This is a genomic window from Marinomonas sp. G8-14, assembly GCF_055808935.1.
This window is the reverse complement of record NZ_CM147891.1, coordinates 3,576,008-3,594,540: the sequence shown is the minus strand read 5'-3', so window position 1 is coordinate 3,594,540 and position 18,533 is coordinate 3,576,008. Positions and strand designations below refer to the sequence as shown.

At 46.4% G+C, this 18,533-nt stretch carries 16 protein-coding genes and 2 pseudogenes; 12 read left to right on the top strand and 6 right to left on the bottom strand.

The window, feature by feature from the left end; translation table 11 throughout:
* The first annotated feature begins 112 nt into the window (after positions 1-112).
* Positions 113-1,624 carry an adenylyltransferase/cytidyltransferase family protein gene (locus tag AC0L6V_RS18265; RefSeq protein ID WP_409418877.1) on the top strand — a complete coding sequence of 504 codons (1,512 nt, stop codon included), beginning with the start codon at positions 113-115 and terminating at the stop codon, positions 1,622-1,624.
* Positions 1,625-1,718: 94 nt separating this feature from the next.
* Here AC0L6V_RS18265 and AC0L6V_RS18260 read toward each other — a convergent pair whose 3' ends face one another.
* The 5 genes and pseudogenes from AC0L6V_RS18260 to AC0L6V_RS18240 all read right to left on the bottom strand — a co-directional run bounded on the left by AC0L6V_RS18260 (position 1,719) and on the right by AC0L6V_RS18240 (position 7,636).
* Positions 1,719-3,029 (bottom strand): NAD(P)/FAD-dependent oxidoreductase, encoded by a 1,311-nt coding sequence (locus AC0L6V_RS18260; protein WP_409418876.1) that lies wholly within the window; start codon positions 3,027-3,029, stop codon positions 1,719-1,721.
* Positions 3,030-3,131: 102 nt separating this feature from the next.
* A pseudogene (locus tag AC0L6V_RS18255) lies at positions 3,132-3,903 on the bottom strand (amino acid ABC transporter ATP-binding protein).
* Entirely contained in the window at positions 3,903-5,261 is a 1,359-nt protein-coding gene (locus AC0L6V_RS18250) for an amino acid ABC transporter permease (RefSeq protein WP_265219775.1), read from the bottom strand. Before AC0L6V_RS18250 ends, AC0L6V_RS18255 begins: the two are co-directional and overlap by 1 nt.
* Positions 5,262-6,494, bottom strand: coding sequence for an amino acid ABC transporter permease (locus tag AC0L6V_RS18245; protein WP_265219774.1), 1,233 nt, complete (start codon positions 6,492-6,494; stop codon positions 5,262-5,264). It lies immediately after the preceding gene.
* Positions 6,495-6,604: 110 nt separating this feature from the next.
* On the bottom strand, positions 6,605-7,636 hold the full coding sequence (locus tag AC0L6V_RS18240; RefSeq protein ID WP_265219773.1) for an amino acid ABC transporter substrate-binding protein: 1,032 nt from the start codon (positions 7,634-7,636) through the stop codon (positions 6,605-6,607).
* 210 nt (positions 7,637-7,846) lie between these two features.
* Between AC0L6V_RS18240 and AC0L6V_RS18235 the strand changes: the two genes are divergently transcribed.
* The 3 genes and pseudogenes from AC0L6V_RS18235 to AC0L6V_RS18225 all read left to right on the top strand — a co-directional run bounded on the left by AC0L6V_RS18235 (position 7,847) and on the right by AC0L6V_RS18225 (position 10,604).
* On the top strand, positions 7,847-8,755 hold the full coding sequence (locus tag AC0L6V_RS18235; RefSeq protein WP_265219772.1) for a LysR family transcriptional regulator: 909 nt from the start codon (positions 7,847-7,849) through the stop codon (positions 8,753-8,755).
* Between the two features lie 82 nt (positions 8,756-8,837).
* Positions 8,838-9,992, top strand: coding sequence for a hypothetical protein (locus AC0L6V_RS18230; RefSeq protein ID WP_265219771.1), 1,155 nt, complete (start codon positions 8,838-8,840; stop codon positions 9,990-9,992).
* A gap of 8 nt (positions 9,993-10,000) precedes the next feature.
* Positions 10,001-10,604 (top strand): annotated as a pseudogene (locus tag AC0L6V_RS18225) (DNA-3-methyladenine glycosylase I).
* A gap of 20 nt (positions 10,605-10,624) precedes the next feature.
* Here the strand turns inward: AC0L6V_RS18225 and AC0L6V_RS18220 are convergent.
* Complete coding sequence (locus AC0L6V_RS18220; RefSeq protein WP_265219770.1) at positions 10,625-10,924, bottom strand: addiction module antidote protein; 300 nt, start codon at positions 10,922-10,924, stop codon at positions 10,625-10,627.
* A 367-nt stretch (positions 10,925-11,291) separates the two neighbouring features.
* On the opposite strand from AC0L6V_RS18220, the gene AC0L6V_RS18215 reads away from it, so the two are divergent.
* From AC0L6V_RS18215 to AC0L6V_RS18180, 8 genes are all read left to right on the top strand, one after another.
* Entirely contained in the window at positions 11,292-12,590 is a 1,299-nt protein-coding gene (locus AC0L6V_RS18215; protein ID WP_321160357.1) for a methyl-accepting chemotaxis protein, read from the top strand.
* A gap of 266 nt (positions 12,591-12,856) precedes the next feature.
* Positions 12,857-13,867, top strand: coding sequence for a LacI family DNA-binding transcriptional regulator (locus AC0L6V_RS18210; protein ID WP_409418873.1), 1,011 nt, complete (start codon positions 12,857-12,859; stop codon positions 13,865-13,867).
* A gap of 47 nt (positions 13,868-13,914) precedes the next feature.
* Positions 13,915-14,793, top strand: a complete 879-nt coding sequence (locus AC0L6V_RS18205; protein WP_418138480.1) for an ABC transporter substrate-binding protein — start codon at positions 13,915-13,917, stop codon at positions 14,791-14,793.
* Positions 14,794-14,800: 7 nt separating this feature from the next.
* The gene (locus tag AC0L6V_RS18200) at positions 14,801-15,271 is read left to right on the top strand and encodes a type 2 periplasmic-binding domain-containing protein (protein WP_265219767.1); all 471 of its coding nucleotides are present in this window, start codon (positions 14,801-14,803) and stop codon (positions 15,269-15,271) included.
* Between the two features lie 120 nt (positions 15,272-15,391).
* Positions 15,392-16,015 (top strand): carbohydrate ABC transporter permease, encoded by a 624-nt coding sequence (locus AC0L6V_RS18195; RefSeq protein ID WP_418138479.1) that lies wholly within the window; start codon positions 15,392-15,394, stop codon positions 16,013-16,015.
* Positions 16,012-16,257, top strand: a complete 246-nt coding sequence (locus tag AC0L6V_RS18190; RefSeq protein ID WP_418138478.1) for a hypothetical protein — start codon at positions 16,012-16,014, stop codon at positions 16,255-16,257. Before AC0L6V_RS18195 ends, AC0L6V_RS18190 begins: the two co-directional genes overlap by 4 nt.
* A 9-nt stretch (positions 16,258-16,266) precedes the next feature.
* On the top strand, positions 16,267-17,229 hold the full coding sequence (locus AC0L6V_RS18185; RefSeq protein ID WP_265219765.1) for a carbohydrate ABC transporter permease: 963 nt from the start codon (positions 16,267-16,269) through the stop codon (positions 17,227-17,229).
* A gap of 187 nt (positions 17,230-17,416) precedes the next feature.
* Positions 17,417-18,526, top strand: coding sequence for an ABC transporter ATP-binding protein (locus AC0L6V_RS18180; protein WP_265219764.1), 1,110 nt, complete (start codon positions 17,417-17,419; stop codon positions 18,524-18,526).
* Positions 18,527-18,533 lie beyond the last annotated feature (7 nt).

Here is an 18,533-nt window from a genome sequence, read left to right as displayed (position 1 = left end):
GTAGTTTGCTTGCTAAAAGTATTAGATTAAGACCTCAAGAGGCACTTACCCAGCCAGCCTTAATAGTAAGAACAATACTGCTCCCAATCACATAATACCCTGCAGGAAGAACATGACCATTGATGACCAAATTCAGCTCGCCGTGCAGTATTTTCGTGCCGGGCAATATCAAGACGCCAAGCAACTTTTTCAAGGTATTTATAAACAAGCACCTGAATATATTATCCCGCAAATCTATCTCGCTCAGTTGGCGGTCTTAGAAGGTACGGGGAACGCGTGGATTGAAAGGCTTGAAGCTTTATTGCGTGAAAAACCTTACCTGCATGAGGCATATCACATCTTAGGATTGTGCTATCAACAAAGCCGCTTGTTGCCCCAAGCCTCCCACGCTTTTCATCAAGCCCTTGGGGCGTTTTTGTCTCAATCCTTTGTTTCGGCGGCGGCCTATCCTCAGCCGATAAAAAAGACCTCGACGTTTGATCGCCCCCGAGCCGAATCCTTATTATGGACCACTCTTGCCGAGCTAAAGCGACAAGGGATTTATGCTTTTGCTACCGCCGGCACCTTACTCGGCCTTGAGCGTACAGGGCAATTATTAGACAACGACAAAGACATTGATATTGGTATTGATTGGCAACAAATGCCCGCTGCCATCCAAGCGTTAATCGCACTAGGTTGGCAGGAAACAGCACGCTCCTATGGTTTGATCAACCCTCGCTGCTTTATACACCTAACGTCTGGCATCACCATGGATGTATGCGGGTATGGTACCGAGCTTCCTTCAGGTGAAACCATATCAGGACTTTGGATGGATCAGGTTCCCTTTGATTGGAACCGCATCACTTACTTCCCCCCGCTTCAGCTTAACGCCAAAATGTCTCCTGCCGGAGAAATATGGCATTTAACGGCACCAGATGCGTTTTTAGCTGCCCTTTATGGCGCACATTGGCGCGTTCCTGATCCATATTTCGACACCATAGTATCCGCCGCTAACTTACGGCATTTTTCTTGGCTTGCGCTATGTTATGGCTACTCACGCCTTTACGGAGAGTGGAGCAAAGGCAACACACAAAAAGCGCTGAATATTCTTTCCACCTTGCGACGACATAAAGCAGACGATCCACTACTGGCCGCCATCGAGAAACACCTTCAGACAATCCAGAAGAACCAGCCGCCAATCCAGAAAAGCCAACCACAGCGTGTACTCGCATTAGGCTACTTCGATTTATTCCACCAAGGGCACCTCAACTATCTGAAATATGCCAAACAACAAGGGGATGTTCTTGTTGTGGGGGTTGCGCCCGATGCGTTTGGCAAGCAAAGCAAAGGCTACGCTCCGGTGATGTCTGAACAAGATCGCATGGCCATACTCAGCGCACTATCGATTGTCGATGAAGTCCATTTGGTTGGCGCGCCCATGTCTCAAACCGAAGCAGCTGCTCAATGGATAGCCTCGCTCAACATCAACGCCGTTATCTGTGGTGATGAATGGCAAGGCAGCGAGCGTTGGAATGCCCTTAGCCAGTGCTTAGCGAAAGATAATATCATCGTCCTATACGCCCCACGTACGGCGAATATCTCAACAACCGATCTGAAAAAGCACATTCTGAATCTTCAAAGCTAAACGCATTTCAAGCATACCCAGCAAAAAAAACAAAACCCAAGTGAATCACTAGGGTTTTGAGAGGTGTTCAATCCAGCGTTGCTTCGCCTTGCTATTACCAGCCGCGTCGATCCGCAAAATCATGCCATCGCATAATGGCTGGCAAAAACCAAGGTTTTCCGGTGTAAAGTGGACGGGTATTGAATGGAAACTGGTCGAAAGACGTTTTCCCTTCCGCTTGATTCAGCACCTGTTGGGCAATTTTGCGACCAAAATAATTGGCGCGACCCACACCAGAACCACAGTAGCCCATGGCGTAGTGCATATCGTCCATTTGGCCGATGTGAGGCACATGGTCAAAGGTGTAAGCAACATAGCCCGACCAAGCGTAATCGATTTTGGCCTCTTCTAATTGGGGAAACACCCGAATCATGAAATCTTGCAGGTATTTCGAATACAGTTGCGGCTGATCACCGCGACCAAACGCCCGCCCGCCAAACAAGATGCGCTTACCGTCTGGCGAAGGTCGATAATAGGCCACCAAACGCTCAGTACCGCCATGAGCACGTAATTTCGGGCTCACAGAACGAATCACAGATTCAGGCAATTCCTCGGTGGCAATCATCGCGGAACGAATCGGAATCACACGACGTTTGAATTTATCAAACTCGCCACCCGTGTAGCCATTTGTGGCGATAATCACTTGATCGGCATAGATAACGCCGCCATCGTACTGAACCTTGTAGCTAGCGCCTTGTTTACTGACATCACGCACCTTGGTGTGTTCTAGCATTAACACGCCCGATTGCTGAGCGATATGACACAGTCCACGATGTAGCTTAGCGGGCTGCAAAGTACCATCGGTCGGATAAACCACGCCGCCATGATAAGCGTTAGAACCCACTTCTTCGAATTGATCCTGACGACTCACCGCAATCGCGGGGAAATCTACTACTTTGGCAAGTTCTTCAGCCTGCTCAATTAAACCCGCATAGTGGCTTGGATGACTGGCCCCACGAAAACGCCCGCACAAAGACAAATCGCAATCAATTTGTTCTTCTTTGATAAAGTCCACCAGCCAATTAAAGGCCACCAGACTTTCTCTAATCGTCGAATGCACCTGATCACGACCATATTGACGCTCTAGCCCATCCACGCCCAACTTGCTGAAGCTTGGGCCAAGCAAGCCGCCATTTCGACAACTGGCTCCTTCCCCTAACCGACCACCTTCCAGTAATATCACTTTGAGCCCCGCTCGCGCCAAAGTAATGGCCGCTGAGATACCCGTAAAACCACCACCAACAATCACAGCGTCGGCTTTTTGTGGAAGTTCAAAGCGAGCATTTGAGTGAATCTTGCTTGCCAAAGACGTATCGGCCAACCAAAAAGGCATGTTGGTGTACGTCGATCTGTTTTTTGCCAACATATTGATTTCATTCCATAAAATAAGGGTAAGTTCGTATTTTTTCTTTAACCGCTAAGCTCAATCTTTGAACGATGTCACGAGTGCTGCCATCGTTCAAAAATTTCAGAGAACATGTTGTAAAAACTCTTTCGTCCTATCCCACTGGGGATTGACTAACACCTGCTCCGGTGGCCCAACTTCGATGATTTCACCATCGGCCATGAACACCACACGATCGGCTACTTGTTTGGCGAACTGCATTTCATGGGTAACGCACACCATGGTCATGCCGGTTTTAGCAAGGTCAATCATCACGTCCAAGACTTCCTTGACCATTTCTGGATCTAACGCAGAGGTTGGCTCGTCGAACAACATGATTTTGGGACTCCATGGCGAGAGATCGAGAAATCGCCACACGCTGTTGTTGACCACCGGATAATTGCCCCGGATAACGCGTCGCCAATTGCGCAATGCCCACGCGATCCAATAAACGCATTGCCATTTTGTCAGCGTCACGCTCTGACATCTTGCGCAGCCAAGTGAGACCTAAAGTACAGTTCTGCAAAACAGTAAGGTGAGGAAATAAGTTAAAGTTCTGAAACACCATACCCATGGTTTGGTGAATGATTTTATGGCTTTGACGATCCCGAGAAAGCGGCTGACCAAACACGGAAACCACGCCTTCCTGGTAATCTTCTAAATGATTCAAGGAGCGAATCAGGGTCGATTTACCTGAGCCAGACGGCCCACACACCACCATAATTTCGCCTTCACTAATATCCAGAGAAACGTCTTTTAAGACATGATGGTCTCCGTACCATTTATTTAGCTTGTCGATTTTAATCGCTGTGTTTGTGGTATTTTTTCTAGCCAAATGGCCTGATGAAGTCATCATTAGCGATCCACCTTTAAACGTTTTTCTAGGGTCAAACTGTATTGAGACATGCTGTAGCAAAACAAAAAGAAGAGTACGGAAATCATCACCAAAGGTTCGGTGTGCATGCCCACCCAGTCTTTGTCATTGGCGATATTACGTGCCATCAACATAATGTCGAACAAACCAATGATGGAAACCAAGGTCGTGTCTTTCAACAAACTGATAAACGACGTCATGATGTTTGGAATCATCATTCGAAGCGCCTGCGGCAGAATAATCAGCGCCATGGTATGCAGATAACCTAAGCCAAGCGTTGCGGCGGCTTCGTACTGACCTTTGGGAATGGCCTGCAAACCACCACGGATGTTTTCCGCCATGTACGCACCAGCAAAGATACACACCGCCACCAGCACCTGCGCAAGCTTGTTGAATTCCACATCCGCGGGTAAAAAGATAGGCAACAGAGTCACGGCCATAAACAAGACAGTGATCAAAGGTACAGAACGAACTAGCTCGATCACTGTCATCGACAACCAATGAATCACGGGTAACTTAGAACGACGGCCAAGCGCTAATACCACACCAATAGGAATCGCCATGGTGATAGCAAAACTGGCGATAATAAACGTCAAGAACAAACCGCCCCAACGCTCAATGGCCACCGGTTCCAACGATACTTGATTCACTACAAAAGCCATCACCAGCGCGATAAGCAACCACACAGCCACAAAGCTCAACAGATGAATTCGTCGCTCAACGAAGCGTGATACCAGCGGCACAAACAGTTCGTTTAGCCCCTTTTTATCCCATACTGACAAGATCCAGTTAGCGTAGATAATGGTTAGAAAAGCCAAAGCAAGGCAGGTCATCACGCCATGTACCCAGCCCAACTCCGCACCAAAACGGCCACCTAAGAAAAGATACGCCCCGACAAAAGGATACAGGCCGATCCAAGACAATAAGATGACGTTACGCAAAGGTATACGCTTAGACATCAGCGGCAATAACCACACCAAGCCAAGCAATACGCCAACATTGACACGCCATTGCTCATCGACCGGAAAACGCCCATAAATTAAGCCATTAAACCAGCTAATAACCCCCGCCCAACAGGCGCCATCCGGACTGATATCCATGCATTGGCGACGATTATCCGCAATAAATACAGCGTTAAACACGGCCCAATCCAACACGTGTTTCACTAAATAAAACAGCACAGCGATCACACACAAGGTCAACACACTGTTACCGATACTGTTAAAACAACGCTGACGAATGGTACCGAAAATGCCACTTTTACTTTGACGTGGCGGACGCGGTGGTGTCGGAACAAATTGCTTTAAAACGGGTGGATTTTTCACGTTTAGATCGTCCATTTATCGCACCTTATACTGCACACTGTCGTTGTACTTGTTGAGCAAGTAGGAGATCAGCAAACTGATGAAGATATAAAAGCCCATGACCATAAAGATGATCTCGATAGCGCGTCCGGTTTGGTTCATCGACGTTTGCATAAACACCGACACCAACTCAGGAAAGCCAATTGCCACAGCAAGAGAAGAATCTTTCACACTGGTCAACCAAGAATTGGTCATCGGTGGAATAATGGATCGAATGGCCTGTGGAATTAAAATCAGACGCAAGGACTGAACACGAGAGAAACCAATGGTAAAAGCGGCTTCGTGTTGTCCTCTGTCGATAGATTGCATACCCGCTCGCACAGTTTCAGCTATCGCCGCAGATCGATACACCGTCATGGCCACAAACGCCGCCCCAAATGACGCTGGAATATAAGCTCCCCCGCTGAAATTAAAACCTTGCAGGCTCGGCACAGACAGAGTCATTGCATTCACAAAGAACCACAAAGCCCAGCTAGCCAGCAATGCCCAAACAACTAGGCCAATATAAAACCCACTGGAACGAGAACCAGACAAGACGTAATACGGTTTAGACCAACGCAACAACCCATAAAGCAACAGGGTCAAGCCAGCAACAAGGGCAAGAACCCATCCCCATGACACGGCACTTTGTACGGTCGTCACATACAAGCCACGGTTATTCAAAAACAACCATTCACCTAGATGATAACTTTCTCGCGGCGCAGGCAAGGTAGAGAACACCACGGTAAACCAAAAAATAATTTGGATTAACAAGGGCACATTACGCACGATTTCCACGTACCAACGAGCCAATTGAGACACCAAGGGATTCTCAGACAAACGTAAAATACCCACCAAGGTGCCAACCAGAGTACCGACGACAATCACGCAAAAAGACAATACCAAGGTATTCACAATGCCGACGAAAAAGACACGCCAATAACTCATGCTGGGGTCATAAGGAATCAGGCTCCAGCTAATATTAAACCCCGCAGTCACCTGCAAAAAATCAAAGCCAAACGTCATGCCCAAACGGTTTAAATTTTCACTGGCATTGGCAAATAAAAACCATAGGCCGAATAACGCTAACATCAAGACAAACGCTTGAAGAATGACCGCTCTGCTTGCATCATTATTAAGCAGAGACCGTCTTTTTTGTGTCGCAGACGAAGGCAAGCCAGCGCCCTTCAAGGGACTTTTTTGTGACTTGCTCGTAGAAGACTGAATCATATCGATATACCGAACGAAGAAAGAAAACCAAAACCGCAATAGATAGGCAAACGCCTAGCTATTACGATATTTAGAAACCCTTACACCCAATAACGTGTCGCCATCAGGTGTTAACGGAAAGATTTTGCGTACATCATTCCGCCGTTAGTCCACAATGCGTTCAGAGTACCTTCACGGTCCAGACCCAACACACTGTTTACCCCCACGTTACGTTCGTAGACTTCACCGTAATTACCGACGTTTTTAATCACTTGATACGCCCAATCTTGCGGCAACCCTAGACCAACATGCAGGTCGCCTTCAACGCCAAGCAAGCGGCGAACCACAGGGCTTTGACTTTCCGCACGCATCTGTTCAACGTTTTGCGAATTCACACCAAACTCTTCTGCCGCCACCATGGCGGCAAAGGTCCACTTCACCACATTCGCCCATTCACTGTCGTTTTGCTTCACCGCGAAAGACAGAGCTTCTTTGGAAATGGTTTCGGGTAAAATGACATAATCGCTTGGGTTAGGTGCGGCAGAACGCTGCGCCGCCAAACCAGACTTGTCATTGGTTAATGCATCGCAGTTGTTGTTAAAAAAGGCGGTGTTGCGCACAGAAGAGTCATCAAATACCACCGTCTTGATGTCTAGATTATTCGCTCGGCTGTAATCCGCGATATTCAACTCACTAGAGGTGCCAGTTAGTACACATACCGTAGCCCCATTTAGCTCTTTGATGGACTTCACCCCCAGATCTTTATGCACCATGAAACCTTGGCCGTCATAAAAATACGTGTCTAGGAAATCCAACCCTTGTTGGGTATCACGGGAAAGCGTCCACGTCATACCTTTTGATAATATGTCACCTTTACCACTCTTAATAGAGGTGAAGCTTTGCGCCCATTGCACTGGGAGAAATTTTACTTTGGTGGCATCACCAAACACAGCAGAAGCAACGCCTCGGCACATGTCGATGTCCATGCCCTGCCATTCTCCCTCTTTATTCAAACTGTAAAAACCGGGAAAGGAGTTGCCTATCACGCAATTTACATAACCGCGCTCCTTGACCGCACTTAAAGTGGATGTGCTATCGTCTGCATAGCTGTTTGTGGCTAAAAGCGTCGATGTAACGGCTAACGCAACGGATAATTTCTTCATTGTTCGTTCCTTTTATGCTGTTGATTTTATGGTTTCTTTTTATTCAGTATCGATTTTTAACTGGCTTCTTGTTGTAAGTGATACCGTGACCGCATCTTCTTATGCAATATTTTGATGCAGATCAAACAACTAACCGTTAGGATCTTATGTGAAGATTTTCTATAATCACACTGAATATTTTTAATAGTCTAATAACTTTAGGTTATGGCGATGAACATCAATAAATTGCGTATCTTTCACGAAGTCTTTGTTACTGGCAGCATTACCAGAGCCGCAGAACGCAGCTATGTCAGCCAGCCAGCCGCCAGTAAAATGCTTGCTAATTTTGAAGATGAAATCGGCTACAAGCTCTTTGTGCGCAACAACGGTAAATTGATCCCAACCGACGAAGCACTTTACTTACACGAAGAAGTCTATGGCATATTGCAAGGCGTAAACCACTTAGAGGACAGTATTAAACGTGCTAAAAACAGTAAAACAGGCAGGCTGCGTATCGCCACCATTTTTGGTCCGTCCTACCAATTTTTGCCCGAACTGATTGCAGAATATATGACGGCCAATCCTGGCGTAGACGTGAGCTTACATCTTTCTGGTTGTTCCGCGATTCGACAAGGTATTGCCTCTGGGCAATATCAAATTGGCTTAGTCGATAAAGCCCAAAGCTCCTCGAAACACGATTCCGTCGCCTTTGATCTCGCCTGTTATTGCGCGGTACCTAAAGATCATCCCGCGTCTCAATTAGACATTATCCATCCTCATGATTTACAAGGATTAAACTGGATAACACTCGACTCTGAAAACGCCACCACCAAAGCGCTGAAACGCCTTTATGCAGAAAACGGTTTGCCTTTTAACCGCACACTCGAAGTGCATACCACCATTCACGGCTTATCCTTTGTCAACTTAGGCATGGGCGCCACCTTGGTCGACATTTTAAACTTCCGCTACTTCGATAAAGTCTTCCAACTGCCCAACGTCGTCTTAAAACCCTTCGCCCCCAATATTGTTGAACCGCTCGAAGTACTGACCTCTAACTTAAGCCCGCTTTCAGGCCTCGCCAAAGAGTTTTACGATACCCTGATTAACAAACTGGAGAAACAAACTCGATTGGACAAATAATACTCGCTGCAATTTCACCTTGTGAATGGTCATAAATTGACCTACTTTGTAAGGAGTTCGAAAATAAAAGAGAGGCGCTACTATGCGTTTTCTACCCTTACTTATTCTTACTTTGGTCTTGAGTGCTTGCTCCAACAATCAACTTAATGTTGTCGATAGCCTCACCTCCTCAGCCCAAAACGATGGTGTGGGGATGAACCCCAGCAGATGGTTTGTGAAAGGCCATCCTCTACAAACCACTTATGTGTCTTTGAATGGGCAACTTGGGCTAAAAGCAGGCCAAGTTTGTGTCGCAAGCAGTTATCGATCCCCATTTAAAACAAATTGTTTAAATGAACTTGGTTACTCACCGATAGCAAAAGAAGACACTATCCTAGAACGCAAGGGCAAGCTCTACCAAGAATACTATTCTGCCAACACGACTGATGTCGAGAACGCCCAAAAAAGCACAGACACGAATCCTCTTTATAGGTTTATTAAAGCAGTGAGCGATGAGAAATTACTTTCTGCGAGCTTTGTAAAAGCCAATACAGACTATTTATCCTGTCTTATAGAGCACAGCAAGGGAATGGATGCTGACAGCTTATCAGCAGTGGATAAACAAAACGCCTTGGCTGCCTGCGCAACTGAAAACACACTAAAAGATCAAACGCTTACGGCACTAAATGAAGCCAGACTTAAAGTCGATACATTGGCTATCGCTCCAAACCGCATGGTTTATAACTGGGCGGAAAACACGCAATGGGAAAATGGCGTCGTCATTCAATCCGAAACAAACTCAGCCAATATGAGTTCTAAGAAAAGCGCTTCCGGCTATACCGTCGTAAATGGTTTGGTACTAGAACGCTATCAAATGTCTTGTTCAGAACTTCAAAGCCTTAAAGAGCGTGAGGACGTCAAGCGACTAAAAATCATCACCATGACTCTTGCCGCAGAAGAGCTGTATTACAATGCGAACGAAGAAGCTAGCCTATCTTTAGATGCGGCCTTTTCTTTCACCGACGACAGCCTAAAAATGCTAAAAGCAGTATTAAACAAGGACCCAAAAGACCTAAAATTAGACATTCAAACCACCATCAACACCAGCAGCTCCATCGCTTCGAAAGGGTATTTAACCGCACCGATTATAACCCTTACTAAATATGACAATATTATTCCATCGAGCCAAGACACCTTTAAGCCTGGCCTTACTTATTATGCTGTATTATCAGATGTTGGCACTCTCGCCTGTGATTAGTACCAATTATGACGTTAAAAACCCCCAAACAGAATGAAACCCGCTGCGCGTGGGCCAGCTCTGCGCCGGACTTCCCTGAATACCATGATCACGAATGGGGCTTTCCTGTCGACGACGACCAAAGATTGTTTGAAAAGCTTTGTCTAGAGACCTTTCAGTCTGGCTTGAGCTGGAGAACGATCTTGAGCAAGCGAGACAACTTTCGTCTCGCCTTCGAAAACTTCGACTTCCATAAAGTCGCGCAGTTTGGTGAAAAAGAAATAACAGAACTACTTAACAACCAAGGTATAGTGCGGAATAAACGCAAAATCCTCGCAGTGATTAACAACGCCAAACGCGCTTTAGAAATGGTCGAAAAAGAAGGTTCGCTAGCCGCGTTTATCTGGCGCTACGAGCTCCGACGAAAACACCCTACCACCGCCCGAGACCCAAACCACCTGCGCGGAATCTATCGCCCTCTCCAAAGAACTCAAAAAACGCGGCTGGCAATTCGTCGGCCCAACTACCATCTACGCCTTCATGCAATCCATGGGACTCATCAACGACCATGCGGAAGACTGTTTTCTGAGAGAAGAGATTGATAGGGCGCGGAAGGGTTTTAAGAGGCCATGAAATACATCCATGTGATGTGCTCATTTTTGCGAATGAATCACAGCTTTCAAATCAAAATTAAGGGATTTAAGCACTTTTACTATTGTGTCAAATTGTGGCCGAGAACCGGATCGAAGGGCTTTGTAAAGACTTTCACGTCCAAGCCCACTGTCTTTGGCTATCTGCGTCATGCCACGCGATTTGGCAATATGACCAAGCGCATGAATAAGCTCGTCGGTATCACCATCCTCAAGCACCATAGTTAAATAGGCAGCAATATCTTCATCTGTGCGAAGTTGCTCAGCCATATCAAAGTTGGTCAGTTCTTTTATTGAAGTCATCTTGTCTCACCCAGTTTTGTAGTCCGCAGTTTTATCATACATAAAGCAGTTCGTATTCATTTAGATACAGAATGGTTGTTTTTTAGCCTAACCTCAACTTTTTTCCACCTTCATGCAACCCATGGAACTCATTAACGACCATGCGAAAAACAGTGTTGTGTGGGGAAACATCGATTAAGTCAGAAGAAAAATTAAACGGTAATAAATCATTACAGAGTTGCATAAAAATTTACCACATCAGTACGCAAGTTCTCATGAGTTAAGCCACACTCTAGAGGTAGTGTTTTCAATACTGCAATGGTTTTGAATTGTTCGTATAAAACGCTCGATGTTTAACAATGACCGCTCATTATCAAGGATAGCCAACATGATTTTCGGTAAAAAAGTAGATAAACGACCTGATCTTGAAGCAACACTTCAGCAATTAAGACAATGCCAAGACGAGTTAAACGCCATTAAGCAAAATACCGCGAGTATCAGCTTTAGCCCTGAGGGTGTGATATTGGATGCTAACCCACTATTCTTAACTGCAGTGGGTTATAAACTAGAGCAAATCATTGGGCAACATCATCGTATTTTTTGCGATACAGAGTACACCCAGTCCGTTGATTACAAACAATTCTGGCATGGGCTAAAGGCAGGAAAATCCTTTAAGGGTACTTTTTTACGTTTCAAACAAAACAAACAACCTATCTTCTTAGAAGCCAACTACTTTCCCATCTCAGATGACAGTGGCAAAGTGAAGAAAATCCTCAAAATAGCCAATGACATTACCGATATACAAGCATCCTTAGCAAACAAAAATGCCATTTTAACAGCACTAGATCGCTCACTCGCCGTCATAGAATTTGACACCAAAGGCAATATACTTCATGCCAATAGTAATTTCCTAAGAACCATGAAATATGACCTACAAGACATAAAGGGCAAACACCATAAAATGTTTTGTGATGATAAATTTTACAAAGAAAACCCCAATTTCTGGTCTGATTTAGCACGTGGCAAACACTTTTCTGGGCGTTTCCAGCGTTTTGACCATACAGGAAAAATAATCTGGTTAGAAGCCACCTATAATCCCATATTTGATGAAAAAGGTCGTGTTTATAAGGTCATCAAGTTTGCGTCCGATATTTCAGAACGAGTCAATAATGCCATGAACGCCATTGAACTTGCGGCGGCCACATCGGAAGAAACTAGCCAAGTCTCATCCAATGCCGTCGGGATATTAAATGCATCTGTGCAAACATCAAAAGAAATTGCAGAAAAAGTAAAGCATGCGGCCGATATTGGTAACTTACTGAAAACACAGTCTAAAAGTATTTCCGACATTGTTGTTACTATCCGCGCCATTGCTGATCAAACAAACTTACTCGCACTGAATGCCGCCATTGAAGCGGCACGCGCAGGCGATGCGGGAAGAGGTTTCTCTGTTGTTGCCGATGAAGTCCGAAAGTTAGCCAGCAATACCGCCATCGCCACTGCAGAAATTGGCCAGGTTGTCGAGAAAAACCATAATTTAATCAATGAAATGGACGTGATGCTGAACTCCGTAACAGGCATTGCCTTGCACGGCCAAGAAAGCATTAACGAAGTGTCACGAGGCTTAATGGAAATTTCCTCTGGCGTCGCGAGATTCGTCGAAATGGTTGATAAAATGAAGACTTAATCACTCTTTATCATGTCGATTACTTACCCTTGAGGCGGGGCCTTACTAAACAAGGCTTGCCCTCTGCACTTCCGTGGACTGCAGCGTCGTAGTTTCATTCTTCTTTAATCAACGCACTCAAGTTGTGCAAAAATAAAGCATTGCATCGAAACATTTTCGGTTTTAACGTCAATTATTGCTGGTCACAAAATGCACGATTAAGTCTTTTAAATCAGACTTGAATGATGGACAGTGGTAACAATAAGAATGGTGCAGTGAATTAATTTATGTCAATTAAAGAGATAGCAACCCAGTTGGAGTTGTCGGTATCAACAGTGTCACGAGCGCTGAACGATTACCCAGACATTAGCCGGAGTACAAAGAAGCGTGTGCTAAAAGAGGCAGCGCGACAAGGCTACCAATTAAAAGGGCCAGAAATGGCACACTGGGTGCAAGCAAAACGTGTGATCACGGCGATTATTCCTTGCCAAGACACACAATATCTCGACCCCATTCTTTCGAAGGTGTTGGCTGGAACTCGACACGCGCTGCAAGCAGAAGGCTATTTGCTGCAAGTGGTGGCAATCGATACCGGCAAACAGGAATTAAGCGAGTTTGAACGTCTTGTCAAAGCAGGCGATCAAGACGGCTTTCTGCTCCTTCGCACTCGGGTTAATGACCCGAAAGTCCATCGTTTACTGAAACTCAACGTGCCTTTTGTGTGTTACGGACGCACCGAACGCGCGGCGCAATTTGCTTGGCTGGATTTGGACAATTACCAAGTTGGCCATTTAAGCCTGAGCCGCCTGCACGAGCAAGGCCACCACAAGATTGGCGTAGTATCGGTAAGCGAGCGATATTTTTTCGCCCAAGAAAGGCGACGCGGCATTCAAGATGCCGCTGAACAAATTGGGCTTTCTCTTACGTCTGAACAATGGCTAGAAGTGGGCTTTGACGAGGAAGAAAGTTACCTCGCCTGTGCCGAATTTCTGCTCCAGCACCCAGATATCACCGCGTTGATTTGCCTCACCAGCACCAGCGCGCGAGCCGCTGCATTGGCGGCCATGCGATTACACAACACACAGTTTAATGAAAGTGAAAAAATAGTGTGTGTGATTGGTTGTGATACGCCCGCAGATGAGCTGACCGCCAGTATGGGGATCGCCAGCATTCAGCAAGCGCCACCAGCACAAATAGGTGAGCAACTTGCCAAGATGATGGTGTCGCGCATCAAAGGAACTCCGGTGAAGGACCTACAAGTCGTTTTAGCGCCGGGCGTTGTGACCATTGGGTTATAAAATCTAAAAGTTCAGACAAACCAATAAAAACAATAGAGGAAGCCATCATGAACAATAGAACTTCACTATTCGTCGCCGGCACTGTGCTGGCCAACGGACTCCTAATCAGCTCGCTCGCCCATGCCGCCACGGTAGAGTTTTGGACAGCACAAACTCAAACCGATCGCTTACAAAATATCGAATTGCTGGCCAGTACATTTGAAGCCTTAAACGATGGCGTGACGGTTAAAGTCGTCGCTGTTGATGAAAACGAAATGGCGACTCAAATGGCTGCCGCTGTCGCAGCAGGTACAACACCGCAACTGATTGAGGTCAATTCCGAGATCATCATGGCGCTTGGCGAAGAAGGCATTGTCGATACCAAGACTCATCAAGGCGTCATTCAAGATATTGGCAAGAGTCGCTTTCATAAAGGGGCTCTGACCACTCTGACATCGCCTTCTGGGGAATACTATGGCTTGCCCTATCATGGTTTTATTCAGGGAATTTGGTACCGCAAAGATTGGTTTGATGAAAAAGGCTTAGCAGCGCCAAACACTTGGGAAAATATCGAAAAAGCGGCCAAAGCTCTCACTGACAAAGCCAATAATCAGTACGGCATTTTGGTCGGCACCAAGCAGGACAGCTACACAGAACAAGTCTTCACTCAACTGGCGCTTTCCAATAATGCCAGCCAGTTCGATGCCAACGGCAATTTAGTCTTCAACAGCCCTGCAACACTCGAAACCATCGAATATTACAAAGAATTAGCGAAATACAATCCACCAGGCCCACAGAACTGGCGTGCTCGAGATTATTACTTGCAAGGCAAGATGGGCATGTTCTTTTATTCCACTTACATAATGGATGATCTCGCTTTGGCAGAAGTGGCTAAAGGCTCACTGTCTTCAGCAAATTTCAAAGAGCCTCAGCGGCGGCACCTTTGACCCTGAGTTGGTCAAAAACACTGAGTTCGCACCAATTATCACCCACAAAAGCGCCGCGTCTTATGGCACCTTGTCTGGCCTTGTCGCCTTGAAAGCGAAAAGCGCAGAGGACACCAAAGCCACCAAAGACTTTATTGAATTCATGTACGACCCTGCCAGCTACATCACTTTCCTACATATGGCACCGGGTGGCATGAACCCAATGCTGAAAGGCATTGCAGAAGATCCAGCGTATTTAGAGGATCCAAACGGCGTATTCAAACTTTATGGCGCAGACAAGATGAAGCAGATCGTGTCTGGTTTTGACAACCTTCGCTCCTTTTCTGTCGTTGAAGGCAAAACCTTCCCTGCCTCTGGCGCCATCTTTGCTAAATCTGTCATTCCGCGAATGATCTACAGCGTCACCATTGAGGGAAAAGACCCGCAAGCTGCGCTGAATGATGCTGAAGCGGAAATGAAATCGATTATAGGCCAATAAGTCTCAACCCCCTCCCAACCTCACCCTTAGCAGGGGGAGGAGCTAAGCGCTTTGTGTTATTCCCTCCCCTTGTTAAGGGGAGGGCTAGGGTGGGGTTAAACGTAAAAAAGGGAAGCAAATATGTCTTCTGTCTTAATAAAAAATGAATCTCGACTGGGCTTAAAGCTGGTTGCTCCAGCGGTCGGAATCATTGGCCTGCTGGTGATTTACCCGATCCTGTTCAACATCTATCTGAGTTTTTTTGATGTTCAGCTCAACGGCACGAAAACCTTTGTTGGCATGGAGAACTACACGGACTTGCTCGGCAACCCGCGTTATTATCATTCCATTGGTGTCTCGGTTATTTACCTAATCGGTACAGTGGTCGGCACCACGGTGCTTGGGTTGGCGGCAGCGATTCTAATGAATCAAGAGTTCCGTTTTCGCAATCTTGCCCGCGGCTTGATTCTTTTGCCCTACTTTGCTCCTGTGATCAGTGTGGTATTTGGCTGGCAATTTATTTTCGATCCAGTAAACGGCATTTATAACCATGTGGTGGTCGATGTTTTGCACTTGACCGACTCTCGGGAAAACCTCATCGGTAACCCAGATTCTGCTTTGTTCGTGGTGATCTTGTTCGATATTTGGAAACATTTCCCCATCGCCTATTTGCTGTTTCTCGCCAAGCTGCAAAGCGTACCGAAAGATTTGTACGAAGCCGCGGCGATAGACGGGCAAAATGCCTGGGGCGCTTCTGGCACGTGACCTTGCCAGAGCTGAGATTCGTCATTGCGACTGTGGTGTTGCTACGCATCATTTGGAATTTAAACCGCTTCGAGGACGTTTATTTGCTCGCTCCGAACGTGGAAACTTTACCGATTTTCACTTACTACCAAGCGTTCGCTGGCATCGTCGATCAAGGCGTGGCCGCCGCAATTTCGGTGATTCAATTGCTCGTGCTGGTCGGCTTGATCTGGCTGTACGTTCGTAAAGTCCTTAAGTGGTAGGGGAAGAATATGATGAATAAACGCTCAACCACCCAATCTGTGATCTTGTATGCCTTGGTGCTCGCTTTGGTGATTTTCTGCGTGTTTCCATTTTTGCAGATTCTTTCAACCTCGTTAAAGCACCCTATCGATTGGGGCAATCCATCGCTTATTCCGCGCGTCTTACATTTGGATGCATACAAAGAGCTGCTTGGCTTGATGCCAGCAAAAGAAGCCGACATTCCAGCCAGTGTGCAACGCTTATTGAGCAATCCGGCCTTGTCGGAAGATCAAAAGCAAAAGCTCTTGGCGAAATTTAGCTCCGGCGGTGATGTATTTCCGTTTGGTCGCTACATGCTCAATACTTTTGTGATCTCCTTTGTAACAGGGGTTTGCTCGACCTTCTTGGCATCACTCGCAGCGTACGCCATTGCCCGCTTACGCTTCCCAGCGCAATCCTTGATGGCAAACGGCGTCTTGTTTGTCTACATGGTTGGCGGCGTGTTGCTGATGGTTCCGCTTTATCAAATGAGCGTTAACGTCGGCTTGGCCTCCAGTGCCGCGGGGACGATTTTTAGTCTGTTTTTGATCTATCTGATTCAGACTTTACCCGTCGCCATGTACATGTTGGGGAATTACTTCCGTACCATTCCCTTCTCGCTAGAAGAAGCGGCAATGATGGACGGTTGCTCAAGGGTGGAAGCATTCTGGCGCATCATCATGCCCTTATCGAAACCCATGTTATTTACCGTGTTTATCTATTGTTTTGTCATCGCTTGGAACGAGTATTTGTTTGCTTCCGTGTTCCTCAAACAATACCAAGATTTCCAAACCTTACCGCTGGCATTGCAAACTCTGTTCACCTCGAAAAACGCCATTTGGGATCGCATCATGGCCGCATCCATGTTGACGCTTTTACCTGTGGTGATTTGTTTCATGCTGGCAAATAAGCATTTGTCAGGTGGCCTTACCGACGGCGGTGTGAAAGGCTAAATATGACTATTGCGCTTCATAGATATCTTTTGGAAGGTTAACAACTAACAAAATGACAAAACGTCACGAGCGAAGATCAGACAAGGAAAAAGTGAGCGAAAAAGCGGAGTTTATAGTTATAAATGAGCATTTTGAGCGATCTTTTGACGCAGTATCATCGAGCACAGTCGTTTTGTAGGAGTAGAATATGAGTTCAGTGATCTTACGTAACGTAAACAAATCCTACGGCAACTTGCCGATAGTCAAGAACCTTAATTTAGAAGTAAAAGACGGTGAGTTTGTCGTGTTGGTTGGCCCAAGTGGCTGCGGGAAAAGTACCACGCTTCGCATGGTGGCAGGTCTAGAAGACATCACCCAAGGGGAAATACAAATTGGCAAACGTGCCATTAATGATTTGCCTCCACACAAGCGTAACATCGCCATGGTGTTCCAGAACTACGCCTTGTATCCGCATATGTCAGTGCGAGAGAACATCATCTTTGGCTTGAAAAAATCGGGGGCCGATGCAGAGACCATCAAGCAAAAACTTGCTGATGTGTCGGAAATGCTCAAGCTCGACGATTATTTGGATCGCAAACCGGCGGATTTGTCCGGCGGTCAGCGCCAACGTGTCGCCATGGGACGAGCCTTGGCTCGGGATGCAGATGTGTATTTGTTTGATGAGCCATTATCGAACCTAGATGCCAAACTGCGTCATCACATGCGTACTGAAATTGCTCGTATTCAACATCAATACAACATGACCGCGATCTACGTTACCCACGATCAGATCGAAGCCATGACCTTAGGCGATAGAGTCGTGGTGATGCGCGATGGCATCGTCGAACAAGTCGGCACACCGATGGAAATTTACCTACAGCCGACCAACACCTTTGTCGCGACCTTTATTGGCTCCCCAGCGATGAACTTGATTGAAGCAAAAATCGAAGGCGACGATCTGCTATTCGATAACTACCGACTGCCAGCAGCGAAAATCGCCAATGTGGACTTACACGACCTAAAATCCCACGACACAGTGTTGGTTGGCATTCGTCCTGACTTCTTTGAAGACAGCGCACTGTCCTCACCAAGCGACAACCTATTTGCATTCAATGATATACAAGTAGAACTGGTGGAAAACCTTGGCTTCGACAAAGAAATCATGTTCAAACTCGGTGGTGAAGACGCCAAAGCCCGACTCGACCTACGCTCCCACGTCAAACGCCAAGAACATATCTCCTTGTCGGTCGACTTGAATCGCGTCTTATTATTCGACACCAGCCCACAAGGCATGCTGTTGAATGCGGGAGAGGTTTGAGGAACCA